This is a genomic window from Halalkalibacter sp. AB-rgal2 (assembly GCF_041821005.1).
Classification (GTDB): Bacteria; Bacillota; Bacilli; order Bacillales; family Bacillaceae_D; genus Halalkalibacter.
The window spans coordinates 38,560-51,689 of the sequence record NZ_JBGUAV010000018.1 but is presented as its reverse complement, the minus strand read 5'-3'; the positions used below and the strand labels follow the sequence as shown (position 1 = coordinate 51,689).

11 protein-coding genes are annotated in these 13,130 nt (G+C 36.6%); 10 read left to right on the top strand and 1 reads right to left on the bottom strand.

Annotated features, from left to right (window positions below):
* Window positions 1-125: 125 nt before the first annotated feature.
* From ACERJO_RS14225 to ACERJO_RS14190, 8 genes are all read left to right on the top strand, one after another.
* On the top strand, window positions 126-1,046 hold the full coding sequence (locus ACERJO_RS14225) for an ABC transporter permease (protein ID WP_373647934.1): 921 nt from the start codon (window positions 126-128) through the stop codon (window positions 1,044-1,046).
* A gap of 16 nt (window positions 1,047-1,062) precedes the next feature.
* Window positions 1,063-1,968 (top strand): carbohydrate ABC transporter permease, encoded by a 906-nt coding sequence (locus tag ACERJO_RS14220; protein ID WP_373647910.1) that lies wholly within the window; start codon window positions 1,063-1,065, stop codon window positions 1,966-1,968.
* 20 nt (window positions 1,969-1,988) lie between these two features.
* A complete protein-coding gene (locus ACERJO_RS14215) occupies window positions 1,989-3,593 on the top strand; it encodes an extracellular solute-binding protein (RefSeq protein ID WP_373647909.1) in 1,605 nt (534 codons plus the stop codon).
* Between the two features lie 10 nt (window positions 3,594-3,603).
* The gene (locus ACERJO_RS14210) at window positions 3,604-5,052 is read left to right on the top strand and encodes a glycoside hydrolase family 32 protein (RefSeq protein WP_373647908.1); all 1,449 of its coding nucleotides are present in this window, start codon (window positions 3,604-3,606) and stop codon (window positions 5,050-5,052) included.
* Between the two features lie 536 nt (window positions 5,053-5,588).
* A complete protein-coding gene (locus tag ACERJO_RS14205; RefSeq protein ID WP_373647907.1) occupies window positions 5,589-5,888 on the top strand; it encodes a hypothetical protein in 300 nt (99 codons plus the stop codon).
* A gap of 211 nt (window positions 5,889-6,099) precedes the next feature.
* Entirely contained in the window at window positions 6,100-7,062 is a 963-nt protein-coding gene (locus ACERJO_RS14200) for a carbohydrate kinase family protein (RefSeq protein ID WP_373647906.1), read from the top strand.
* Window positions 7,063-7,114: 52 nt separating this feature from the next.
* On the top strand, window positions 7,115-7,615 hold the full coding sequence (locus ACERJO_RS14195; RefSeq protein ID WP_373647905.1) for a DUF3231 family protein: 501 nt from the start codon (window positions 7,115-7,117) through the stop codon (window positions 7,613-7,615).
* Window positions 7,616-7,767: 152 nt separating this feature from the next.
* Window positions 7,768-8,742, top strand: coding sequence for a tRNA dihydrouridine synthase (locus ACERJO_RS14190; RefSeq protein ID WP_373647904.1), 975 nt, complete (start codon window positions 7,768-7,770; stop codon window positions 8,740-8,742).
* 124 nt (window positions 8,743-8,866) lie between these two features.
* Here the strand turns inward: ACERJO_RS14190 and ACERJO_RS14185 are convergent, their stop codons facing one another.
* Window positions 8,867-9,790, bottom strand: a complete 924-nt coding sequence (locus tag ACERJO_RS14185; protein ID WP_373647903.1) for an aldo/keto reductase — start codon at window positions 9,788-9,790, stop codon at window positions 8,867-8,869.
* Between the two features lie 325 nt (window positions 9,791-10,115).
* On the opposite strand from ACERJO_RS14185, the gene ACERJO_RS14180 reads away from it, so the two are divergent.
* Both ACERJO_RS14180 and ACERJO_RS14175 read left to right on the top strand, forming a co-directional pair.
* Window positions 10,116-10,880 carry an ABC transporter ATP-binding protein gene (locus tag ACERJO_RS14180; protein ID WP_373647902.1) on the top strand — a complete coding sequence of 255 codons (765 nt, stop codon included), beginning with the start codon at window positions 10,116-10,118 and terminating at the stop codon, window positions 10,878-10,880.
* Window positions 10,870-12,843 carry an ABC transporter permease gene (locus tag ACERJO_RS14175; protein WP_373647901.1) on the top strand — a complete coding sequence of 658 codons (1,974 nt, stop codon included), beginning with the start codon at window positions 10,870-10,872 and terminating at the stop codon, window positions 12,841-12,843. Before ACERJO_RS14180 ends, ACERJO_RS14175 begins: the two co-directional genes overlap by 11 nt.
* Window positions 12,844-13,130: the final 287 nt, after the last annotated feature.

Below are 13,130 nucleotides of genomic sequence, written 5' to 3'. Positions count from 1 at the left end.
GGTTAATCCGTTCCTATTTAGAAAGAGGTGCTGGTTTTAATCAAAATGTTGGTTTTAAATTTTGAGACTGATTGCTAAGGGGGGGTTTTATGTCAACAAATTTGGAGTCACCAAGTGAACCAATAATGGTATTAGATAAGAAAAAAAGAAGCCGTTTAAGCTATATCAAAAAAAACTATTTACTATATTTATTTTTAGCTCCTGCTGTTATTTTAGTTTTTACATTCAATTATGTTCCAATGTATGGTGTGCTAATCGCATTTAAAGATTTTAGTGTTACGAAAGGAATTATGGGAAGTGACTGGGTTGGTTTTGAACATTTTCACAGCTTTTTAACTTCTCCAAACTTCTACCAAATCTTTATGAATACAATAAAGCTTAGTACGTTCGAGCTTTTAATCGGTTTCCCAGTCCCGGTCATTTTAGCTATTATGTTAAATCAGGTGAGAAAATCTAGTATAAAGAAAAATATCCAATTAGTTATTTATGCTCCATATTTTATTTCAACTGTTGTACTTGCAGGTATGGTATTTATCTTTCTTTCACCATCAGGACCTATTAACTCTTTTTTAACTCTGTTTATAAATAGCCCCATTTCATTTATGTCTGATCCTGATTATTTTAGAACGATTTTCATCGCTTCAGGAATATGGCAAGGCGCAGGATTTGCTTCCATTGTTTATGTTGCAGCATTATCGAATACGGATCCACAGCTTCATGACGCAGCAACAATTGACGGGGCATCGCTTTTGCAAAGAATTTGGCACATAGATTTTCAAGTTTTAAAACCAGTTATGGCTGTTCTGTTTATTTTATCTATTGGAGGAATCATGTCTATCGGATTTGAAAAGGCTTACTTATTGCAAACCTCAATGAACTTGCCTGCATCAGAAATTATTGACACGTATGTTTATAAAAGAGGTCTAATAGCAGGTGATTGGTCATTTGGTGCAGCTGTGGGACTGTTCAATACTATTATTGGATTAGTTCTACTAGTAACAGCAAATGGCGTTGTAAAAAAACTTAAAGGCGAAACCCTTTATTAAGAAGGGAGATGAACTTATGAAAAAAAGAAAGAACGAGACGCAACTAATAAATAATTCGAAGACTGATAGATTGTTACTTTTCATAAATAGAATATTTCTAAGCTTAATCGTAATATGTGTTACCATGCCTCTAATATATGTTGTCCTAGGTTCATTTTTACAACCAAATGTATTGTTAACGAGAGGGATATCCTTTAACCCTGAGCATTGGACAATTGATGGATACGTTCGCATATTTGAAGATGGAACGATCATGCGTGGATTTTTAAATTCTGTTTTTTATGCAACTGGCTTTACGTTAGTATCGATTACGTTTACTGTTCTCGCAGGCTATTCTTTATCGATTGATGATCTTGTTGGAAAAAAAATATTTACTGTCTATTTCCTCTTTGCAATGTTCTTTAATGGAGGAATGATTCCAACTTATTTAGTCGTTCGTTCCCTAGGTTTAGTTGACACACCTTGGGCCATTATCCTTCCGGGAGCTATCGGCATTTGGAATATTATTCTAGCAAGAACCTTTTTCAAAGGCTTACCTAATGAATTGAAGGAAGCAGCGAGAATTGATGGAGCTTCAGATTTCAGAATATTTATTAGTATTATATTACCTTTATCCAAGCCGATTATTTTTGTCATTGCCCTGTTTGCTTTTATAGGGAATTGGAATTCTTACTTTGACGCAATGATATACCTTAATGATCGGTCTCTCTATCCATTGCAATTAATTTTGCGAGAGATTTTAGTGCAAAATGAAGTGCAGCCTGGAATGATTGGTGATCAATTAGCTAGGGCAGAAATGCAAAGAATTGCTGAAATGATAAAATACTCGTCTATTGTCGTAGCAAGTCTACCACTGATGATTATGTACCCATTTTTCCAAAAGTACTTTGAAAAAGGGGTAATGGTAGGTTCATTAAAATAAAAAAAGGTGAGGGGATTCATTTGAAAAAATTATTTAAAACATTATCTTTATCTATCATTGGGGCAGTCGTTATTACTGGCTGTGGAAATGGTAATGAACAAACTTGGTCTGATGATTACGAGCTATCGAATATTTCCTTCCCAATAGAGGAAGAAGGAATATCCCTTAAAATCATGACAGAAAGTGCACCAATAGCACCTGATGATCCTAACGAAAAATTGATTTATCAACGTTTAGAAGAACAAACAGGTGTCCATATAGAATGGCAAAACTTTGTTGGTGAGACGTTTGGTGAGAGAAGAAACTTAGCCCTTGCTACAGGTGAAATGCCGGACGCTATCAAAAATGCTAGTTTTAGTGATTATGAATTATTAGACTACGCTGAAGACGGTGTGATTATTCCTTTAAATGATTTAATTGATAATTATATGCCTAATTTACAGGCAGTGCTAGAAGAGGCACCGGAGTATCGAGAAATGATGACTGCTCCAGATGGGAATATATATGCGTTTCCTTGGATTGAAGAGTTAGGTTCTGATAAAGGGAGAATCCAATCAGTTGATAACTTCCCTTGGATAAATGTCGAGTGGTTAGAAGAACTTGGATTAGATATGCCAACAACTACGGATGAATTAAAAGAAGTGTTAGTTGCTTTTAGAGATCATGACCCAGCAGGAGGCGGACAAACGATTCCAATGTCCTTTATGATCAACCACGGAGGAGAAGATCCAGGCTTCTTATTTGGATCATTTGGAATAGGTGATAACTGGGGGCGCACAGTTGTGACAAATGATGGAGAGGTTATACTAACTGCAGCTCATGAGGACTATATTGATTCATTTAATTTTATGAGTGATTTATATCAAGAAAGATTAATCGACATAGAGGCTTTTGAACAAGATTGGCCTGTTTATGTGGCAAAAGGGCAAGAAAATCGTTATGGTCTTTACTTCACTTGGGATAAGGCAAATATTACAGGTATGAACGATTCGTATGAACTAATGCCACCTCTTGAAGGACCAGATGGGCATAAAAATGTTGCAAGGACAAATGCGATGGGATTTGACCGTGCAAGAATGGTTATCACAAGTGCAAATGAAAACCTAGAATTAACAGCTAAATGGATTGATCAACTTTATGAACCGTATCAATCAGTACAAAACAACTGGGGTACTTATGGAGATGATGAGCAGCAAAATATATTTGAATATGATGAAAGCAGTCAAATGCTAAGGCATCTCGATTTAGAAGGGACACCACCGGTTGAATTAAGAGAAAAAACCTCAGTTGGAGGGCCATTGGCTATACTTGATAGCTACTATGATGAGATTACGACAATGCCGGACGATGCAGCGTGGCGACTGAATTTAATGGAAGAGGTCATGGTGCAACATATGCAAGCGGAAAATGTACTACCGAATATCTTCTTTAGTAAAGAAGAGCTTGATCGAATCTCTACAATTGAGGCTGATTTAATTCCATATATAGAGCGGAAAAGAGCTGAGTGGATTATAAATGGGAACATTGAAGATGAATGGGAAGCGCATTTAGTAGAATTGAATCGTTTAGGTTATCAAGAATGGATTGAAATTATGCAAAATGGATATGATCGAACAACGAATTAAGGAGAAAAACATGACTATTCAAAACATAGATAAGTATAGGCCGAATTTACACTTTGCACCACAAAGAAATTGGATGAACGATCCAAATGGGTTAATTTACTTTAAAGGAGAGTATCATCTATACTATCAATACAATCCAAATGACAGCGTTTGGGGTCCCATGCATTGGGGCCACGCTGTCAGTAAAGATTTAATCACGTGGGAAGAATTAGACATTGCCTTATACCCAGATGAAAAAGGAACAATCTTCTCTGGAAGTGCAGTGATTGATTGGAATAACACATCTGGATTTTTTCCTGAGGAACCAGGGATGGTAGCAATCTTTACACATCATAATGAATTCGAGGGAGAGCCGCAAAAGCAAACACAAAGCATTGCTTACAGCTACGATCAAGGAAGAACGTGGGAAAAGTTTGAGGAGAATCCTGTACTCGAGCACGAAACTAAATTAGACTTCAGAGATCCAAAAGTGTTCTGGCATCACGAAACAAGCAAATGGATCATGGTTTTGGCTACTGGTCAGACGGTAAGTATTTATTCATCAACCAATTTAAAAGAATGGAAGTTTCAAAGTGAATTTGGCCAAAATTTGGGGTTCCACGATGGAGTGTGGGAATGTCCGGATCTATTTCAATTAAAAGTTGAAGGAAGTAATGAGAAGAAATGGGTATTATTTGTGAGTGTAGGTGATAATGAACAATTTGATGTCGGTTCTTGTACACAATATTTCATTGGTTCTTTTGATGGTTCGCATTTTGAAGCAGAGCATGATGATACTCGTTGGTTAGACTATGGAAAAGATAATTATGCAGGTGTAAGCTTTTCTGATATCCCTGAAGAAGACGGAAGACGAATTTATCTTGGTTGGATGAGTAATTGGCGGTATGCTAATCAAGTTCCTACAGTTGGTTGGAGAAGTCAAATGACTCTTCCAAGGGAGTTAACTCTTCGAAATTCTCGAGCGGGCAAGAGGGTCGTCCAGAAATTAGTAAGGGAACTCGGCTCTTACTTCGCAAAAAAACATGCAATCGAACAACTGATTGTAAATGAACGAGAAATGTTTCCTGTGAATGAACAATACGTACAATTAGATCTTCATATCGAGAATATCGATGCTAATCAATTTGGTATTACACTGCATCATACAGATAACCAATACACAACATTAACGATTGATTCAATCAACAACACATTCGAATTAGATAGAAAAAATTCAGGAGAAATTAGTTTCTCGGATAATTTCTTTAAAAATCAAATAGCTACTATAACAAATACAGATCATTTACAAATACGTTTCGTTCAGGATACATCATCAGTCGAAGTTTTTTTAAATGATGGAGAATATGTTCTGACAAGCTTACTTTATCCAGATAACGTCTGTGAACAGATTTCGTTTTTTTCAAAAGGCGGATCAATTAAACTAACAGACGGTTACATATCTGGACCAAAAAGGTTTTAATGAAAAAGAAGTGAAAATATGTGCACTAAAAAGTAGCTATAAAATGATGTTTCCAGGGGGGCAAATATTTCTCTCTGCCATTCAAACGTCGCTTAGAAGCAATTCAGAAGTCTATTTTTTGAACATCATTTTTTATAAAGAAGTTTTCAGTGGTCTTGTGAAATACCTTCTTATATGGGATTGAGGCAGTACAAGACACTGACCGCATTGTAATTGATGATTTAGTCATTAATAATATCGGAATTGGTGTACAACTACACGGAGCAGATGCCCCTTCGATACGTAATTCTTGGATTGCAGAAACTACGACTTCCATTATTTTAAATGGGGCCTCACAGCAGGCGAGTATTGTTAATAACTCATTAGGCGCACAGCCAGATGGTGTAACGATTGAGTTAGAAAATGCTAAATGGTTTAATATAAGCGGTAACAACATATATCCTGATGGTTCAAGTAATATACGACTATATAACCCAATTCATGAGACTTTAGCGAGCAATACTATTTCAGCCCGTTATAATGGGATGATTGAATTGTTGCCAAATGAATTTGGGGAATATGGTAATGGGAATGTCATTAATGGTAATGTTATCTCTATAATAGAATATAGAAATCATCCTGATGACAAGGACATAGAATGGGAAATATTACATGTAGAAGCCTATAATACTAATATTAGCGGGAATCAAATTATTGCTGATGGTATGCCAGAAGGGTATACGGCTATTTTAGTAGAGACTGGAGAAAACAATCGAATTTCAAATAATTCTATTGGGGTAACGAATCCATCTAATGCTAAGATTGTAGTAAACGCTCAGCGACTTCCACGATCATAACAGATAGTATCTATGAAAATGAATTTCAGAATCATGGGGATAATAGTAACGTAAATGTCACCTTACCTGATTAGTTACAAAAGTATCAGGAAATTAAACTTTATTGAGGGAGGAAGAAAACTTATTTTGTTAATAGGTTTCTTCCTCTTTTCAAGGTCGTTAATCGTAAATATTGAATATGTTATCAATTAGTTAGAAGGAGGATTAGGAAATGCAAACACATTCAACCATAGTATGTATTGGAGAGTTACTTATCGATTTCTTCTGTACGGATACCGGAAATGATCTAATAAAAGGGATGAAATTTGAAAAACAGGCAGGTGGTGCTCCGGCAAATGTCTGTGCATCGATAGTGAAATTAGGTGGACATGCAATGATTTGTGGGAAAGTTGGCAATGATCCATTTGGCCACTTCTTGAAAAATACGTTAGAAGAACTGAAGGTTGATACGTCAATGCTCGTATTTGATGATACGAATCCAACGACACTTGCCTTCGTGGCCTTACAGGAGAATGGGGAGCGGGATTTTGTATTTAATCCTGGTGCAGATGCGTTTTTAACAGAAGAAGATCTAGATATGGGGAAAATAGATAGTGCTCGCATTTTGCACTTCGGTTCAGCTACAGCTTTACTGAATGGTCCAATTCAAACAATTTATTTAAACACAATGAAAGAGGCAAAATTGGCAGATCAATTTATCTCGTTTGATCCTAATTTTCGGACGGATTTGTGGAAAGGCAATGAACAGGAGTTTGTCGCTTTGGCGAAAAAAGCCATTACTTTTTCTGATTTCGTAAAAGTCAGTGAGGAAGAACTACAACTCATTACAGGAGTCGAGGACATCGCAGAAGGGGTTCAGGCTTTTCATCGCGATGGAGCTAAGTTTGTTGCAGTAACGTTAGGAAGTAAAGGAACGTTTATTTCAAATGGAATGACACAAGAGACGATTTCAAGTATAAAGGTGAAAGCAATAGACACAACAGGAGCCGGAGATGCATTTGTTGGAGCAATGCTTTATCAGTTAGCTAAGGAAAAGGAACCAAAACGTGTTTTAGAGAATATTGAACAAATTAGAGAAATAACGTTATTTAGTAATAAGGTTGCAGCTCTTACATGTACAAATGTAGGGTCAATTGCATCGATTCCAACAATGGATGATTTAAATTATTTTTAGTACTGTTTATGTAAGCTCTCCTTCCCTGCCAAATTTAGAGCAAGTTGCCTTTGTGAAAAAGCAAGTTTTTTTATGTGACATACTTAATCACAAAAGACTTTTAGTAGCCGCAGAGATAACCAATTTATATGCTAATCTCCAAAGAAATGCTTTAGGAGTAGCTACCTTTACTGGGTTTAGTCAGGTCGCACAGGATCATGATGTTAAACTCTTCATTAGAAGAGGAATAGAAATTGGGAAAAAGCATGCGAAGTTATTTGGAGAAAAATTAGAAGAAAGTAACCCTCCTGTACCTACTACGTGGTCATCTGAAATAACCAATAGTACGGCTCATACATTTTCTGATAAAATGATGATGTTCTATACATCCTCTTTGATTTCTTTAAGTATTGGTTACTATGGTATAAGTACTTCTCAAAGCCCTAGAGTAGATATAGGTGTTATGTATAACAGATTATTATTAGAAATTCAGCTCTATTCTGAGAATGGAGTTAATATCATGATAAAAAAATGGTTAGAACAACTCCAATGGCTCTCGCTAGAAATGAGTTAGCAAAAAATAAATAAAGGGTTGTATAATTTGATAAACGTACTTAACAATGGTATAAGTGTAAAGGAAGCAGAGATATCTTTGCTTCTTATTTTTTGGGGGGGATATTAGGAATATTGCTGATGCTCCGATTGTGAAAGGATTTGGATTTGAAAATGACTGAAAATTTTTGGCGTGATTTACCACGTCCGTTTTTTATATTGGCACCGATGGAAGATGTGACAGATGTTGTTTTTCGACATGTCGTAAGTGCGGCAGCTAGACCTGATGTGTTCTTTACAGAGTTTACAAATACGGAAAGTTACTGTCATCCAGAGGGGCACCATAGTGTGCGTGGTCGTTTGGTTTTTACCGAGGATGAACAGCCGATAGTGGCGCATATATGGGGGGATAAGCCGGAATACTTTCGGCAAATGAGTATAGGTATGGCGAAGGAAGGTTTTCGCGGTGTCGATATTAACATGGGCTGTCCGGTACCTAACGTGACATCCAATGGCAAGGGATCAGGTCTTATTTGTCGTCCGGATGTTGCTGCTGATCTTATACAAGCAGCAAAGGCGGGAGGGCTGCCCGTAAGTGTGAAAACAAGGCTTGGTTACACAGATGTAGATGAATGGCACGACTGGCTTACACATATACTCAAACAAGACATCGCTAATCTTTCTATTCATCTTCGTACGAGAAAGGAAATGAGTAAAGTGGATGCACACTGGGAACTGATTCCAGAGATTAAGAAGCTTCGTGATACGGTGGCACCCGATACTCTTTTGACGATAAACGGGGATATTCCTGATCGTCAAACGGGTATGGAACTAGCACGGAAGTACGACGTTGATGGGATTATGATTGGGCGTGGGATATTCCACAATCCATTCGCCTTTGAAACGGACCCGAAAGGGCATAGTAGTAAGGAATTGTTGGATCTTTTAAGATTGCATCTTGACCTCTACGATCAATATTCAAAGGAATTTGAACCGCGTCCATTCAAATCGCTTCAGCGTTTTTTCAAGATCTATGTTCGTGGGTTTCGAGGGGCGAGTCCATTAAGAAATCAATTGATGAACACAGAGTCAACGGATGAAGTGCGAGCATTGCTCGATGACTACAACGCAACAGTAGACAATTATTGATAAATGATATGTAAACGGACTTTGGATGCGCCTGCCAATCTATTATGATGCCACTGAAAAAGTTTGGTTTTAACTTTTTCAGTGGCTTCTCTATTATGGCAGACACGTCCGAATTCCCAAAAAATTAAGGTAGGATGTTTCCTGCTGAACGATAGATGCTATACCATTCTTCACGAGTGAGATGAACATCGCTTGCTTTTATACATTCTCGTAATCTGCCTTCATTCATCGTTCCGATGACAGGCTGCATGTTCGCAGGGTGGCGCAGTAGCCACGCAATTGCGATCGTTGTATTCGACACCTCGTATTTTGCCGCAACCTCATCTATTCTTTTATTCAATTCTGGGAACTTTTCGTTTCCTAGAAATATCCCCTCAAAAAAGCCATACTGGAACGGAGACCAAGGCTGAATCGTAATATCCTTCAACCTACAATAATCAAGCACACTACCATCGCGATTTACGGCAGCATCATTCTCCATATTGACATTGATCCCACTGGAAATCATCGTTGTGTTTGTAATACTTAATTGGAGCTGATTGGCAACAATCGGTTGTTTTAAGTATTTGCTTAAAAGCTCCATTTGCATTGGATTTTGATTGGAGACGCCGAAATGTCTGACTTTTCCTGAGCTTTCGAGAATATCGAAGGCTTCTGCAACCTCTTCAGGCTCCATTAGTGCGTCTGGACGATGAAGTAGGAAGACATCCAAATAATCTGTTTTCAGACGCTTTAAGATTTTCTCAACGGATTGTACAATATGTTCCTTCGAAAAATCGAACGTTCCGACATCGGGTCGGATCCCGCATTTAGACTGGAGAATCAAATTTTCCCGGACATCATCATTCATCCGAACCGCATCAGCAAATATTTCCTCACATTCACCCGCACCATAAAGATCAGCATGATCAAAAAAGTTTGCACCATTATCTAATGCTGTCTGTAGAAAGCTTTCTGCCTCTTTTTTATCGATGGAATTAATCCGCATACAGCCTACCGCAACAACAGGTACTTCTAATTCACTAGTTCCAAGCTTAATGGTTCTCATTCTTTACATCTCCTTTTGAGATAGAATTGGTTTTTCTAAGTACATAACATTTTTAATTATATCAATATTTATAATGGATGTCCTACTTCTAGTATGCGTGAGTCTATAGGATGAGAAGTAGTCGTATATTTTAGAGCTAGCCTCCTTTTTTTGGAATAACATGCTATTATTAAATAAAAGAATCAAGGACTAAATTCTATTTGAAAGGAAGATGGCGGTGAAGCTTTGGGGGTCGTTATGATCATCATCGAACAAGCTGCCGAGTGAGAAGCATTTGAGGAACTAGGTTGAACATTGACTTACATAGTTTGAAAGGGGAATTGCATTGGTCATTTTAGATGCAAGTCGTATTGTTAAGATATACGGCGAACTAAATAACGAAAGTTCTACAACGGCTTTAAACGAAGTGAGCCTTTCTATTCACAAGGGAGAGTTTATTGCGATTATGGGTCCCTCAGGAAGTGGTAAATCTACTTTGCTTAATGTATTAAGTGGAATGGACAAGCCTACTTCTGGCGAGGTTACAATAGCTGGTGAAAGAATAAGCGAAATGATAGGAGATAAATTAGCATTATTTCGGCGTAAACAATTAGGTTTCGTGTTTCAAGATTTCAATCTTCTAGATAGTTTGACGGTAAAGGAAAATATTATTCTGCCAATGGTATTAGAACGAAAAAGGGCAAGCGAAATGGATGCAAGGATTGAATACCTTGCCAGTTTGTTTGGGATTGAATCCATCTTACATAAATATCCTTATAACATATCAGGAGGACAACAACAACGAACGGCTGTCAGTCGAGCACTAGTTAACGAACCAAGTATACTATTAGCTGATGAGCCTACTGGAAATTTGGATTCTAAATCATCGGAAGTCATAATGAAATGCTTTAAAAAGATAGTTGATGAGCTAGCCACTACCGTACTTCTTGTCACTCATGATGTTTTTGCTGCTAGCTATTGTCAGAAGGTTGTATTTTTAAAAGATGGTTCTATTCATTCCTCGATTACCAAAAAAGGTAGTAGGAAAGAGTTCTTAGACGAAATAATGGATAGTCAAGCTGTTTTGGGAGGAAGAACGGATGTCCTTTAACCAAATCGTTTGGAAAATGGTCAAGGCTCATTATAAAAAGTATATTTTCTATTTCTTATGTAACAGTTTAGCAGTCATGTTGTTCTTTTTATTTTCAACGCTGTTTTTTAATGAAGATATCGCTCAAGTAAAAGAGACAGAATCAATTGGATATGTTTTAGCTGTTCCTGGAATAGCTTTAGTTGTTTTTACTATGCTATTTATTAGTTATGCACACAGTATTTTTATAAAACGAAGAAATAGTGAGTTTGGTTTGTTCATCACTTTAGGAATGACCAATCGGGATGTTAGTAAATTGCTACTAATTGAAAATGGAATCATCGGCAGCATATCGTTAGTTACTGGTATTGTCGCGGGTTCACTATTTTCTCGTCTTTTCTTTTATTTGTTAACGAGTAGTGTCGGGATAAATTCTGTTTCCTATCATTTAAATATTGAAATGTTCCTATACACATCGATGGTTTTTTTAATTGTATTTGTTGTAGCAGTGGGTAGAACTCTTTTTCTCATAGTTAATCAAAGGATCATTCTGACTTTAAAAAGTGATAGGGTTTCTGAGGAAATCAAGATGAAAAGTCCATTGCTTGGTAAATTTGGAATAGCCATCATTATCTTATCTATTTTGGGGCTGTATTTTACCTATACAGGGTCAAATGGAGGCGATTATTTATTAATATGGACGACAACGACATGGATGGGTTTGTATATAAGTATAAATCAGTTCACGAGTTACTTTATAGATCTTATTAAAAAGAATAAAGCTTATTATTACAAACGAATGTTATCTTTAAGCAGTTTAGAGTACAAATTTAAGCAACTGACATCTACGCTTATGTTGGTTACTGTGATGATTATGGTCACTATTTTGTATAGTACGATAATGTTGTTCACGTACATAGAAAATGCTAAACAAGCTATTAAGGAAAACCCTTATGATATAGCGTTTTTCCAAACAGACAGTAAGAATAACCTAACTGAGGAAGAGCTTTATTCTATCATTAACCAGCCAGAAAATCCTATTCATACACATGTATCGCTACCGATCTATTCATATTTTCAACAAGAACGATTTAGTGGCTGGACTTATGTCTATCACGTGATGTCAATTGATGATTTTAATCATTTGACTTCTAATCAAATCAAAATAGGTGATAAGGAATTTATCTATTATATCAATCAACAGTCAGAGAATAATGATAGTGATTACGATCTTTATTTTACCTTCCCGAACGTAGAGAGTGAAGAAAACTATACACACAGGAAAACCATTGTTGAAAAAAACCTCAATAACGTAAGCCTTGAATTTATTCTTGTCAATGATTTTGAAATGAAGCATCTAAAAAACAAAAAAGATGGATTTGAATCAACTATTCATTTAATCAATGTAGCGAATTGGGAAGAGACGTATGAGGTTGTTGAGGAACTTCAGGAACGGTTCACAACCTTCAATGAAGCAACATCGCCCATTGTTGACGAGGAAGTAGAGGGGATATCTGAAACGGATTTATTTAGAATAGTGTCTAAAGTAGAAGCCTATAACCGTAATAAAACGACAAATGGAATTTCGTTTTTCGTCACTGCCTTTTTAAGTGTGCTATTCTTCTTTGCGTCGTTTGTTCTATTATATTTAAACCTCTTCTCTAACATTGACAAGGAAAAGGCGAAGGTCAAAAAGCTTCATCATATCGGTGTTACGACAATAGAATTAAAGAGAATGATCTCAAATGAACTAACACCTATATTTTTTATTCCAACCATTATTGGGACGATTCTTGCTTTTCTTTTTATTACGGCCATGTCAACTGATATTGGTGGAATTGTTCAAAACCCAAATGTCGTATTATATTTTTTAGTTGTTTCTGGCACCTACCATGTAATCCAATTAGGGTTTTATCTGTATGCAAGAAAGAAAATGTTTTTATACCTTATAAATAAGTCTGAAATTGACGTTAAAATGGAATGAGGAGATCTTTAAGAAAAAGTAGAATTGAGGTGTTTTCCCTATGTTCGGTATTAAAATATGAAACTCAAACATTGAGGATACGAATAAGTTCATAGAAGTATATGTTGATTACTTTCGAAGCGAATTTTACTAAATCTTGCGGATAAAGGATCTTACATTGTCTCAGAATCAACGTTTTTTCGTGTAATACGTGAAGCAAACATGTAACATCACCGTGGGCGTAGCCAAAAGACTGAGCGAAGAACTTCTGAAAGTCATCTGGCTACATATCCCAACCAAGTATGGAC

What these genes read in the sequence shown, in the direction of transcription:
- ACERJO_RS14200 (WP_373647906.1), top strand. Translation starts at nt 6,100, where the DNA reads ATGCAAACACATTCAACCATAGTATGTATTGGAGAGTTACTTATCGAT.
- ACERJO_RS14220 (WP_373647910.1), top strand. Translation starts at nt 1,063, where the DNA reads ATGAAAAAAAGAAAGAACGAGACGCAACTAATAAATAATTCGAAGACT.
- ACERJO_RS14225 (WP_373647934.1), top strand. Translation starts at nt 126, where the DNA reads ATGGTATTAGATAAGAAAAAAAGAAGCCGTTTAAGCTATATCAAAAAA.
- ACERJO_RS14175 (WP_373647901.1), top strand. Translation starts at nt 10,870, where the DNA reads ATGTCCTTTAACCAAATCGTTTGGAAAATGGTCAAGGCTCATTATAAA.
- ACERJO_RS14210 (WP_373647908.1), top strand. Translation starts at nt 3,604, where the DNA reads ATGACTATTCAAAACATAGATAAGTATAGGCCGAATTTACACTTTGCA.
- ACERJO_RS14190 (WP_373647904.1), top strand. Translation starts at nt 7,768, where the DNA reads ATGACTGAAAATTTTTGGCGTGATTTACCACGTCCGTTTTTTATATTG.
- ACERJO_RS14185 (WP_373647903.1), bottom strand. Translation starts at nt 9,790, where the DNA reads ATGAGAACCATTAAGCTTGGAACTAGTGAATTAGAAGTACCTGTTGTT.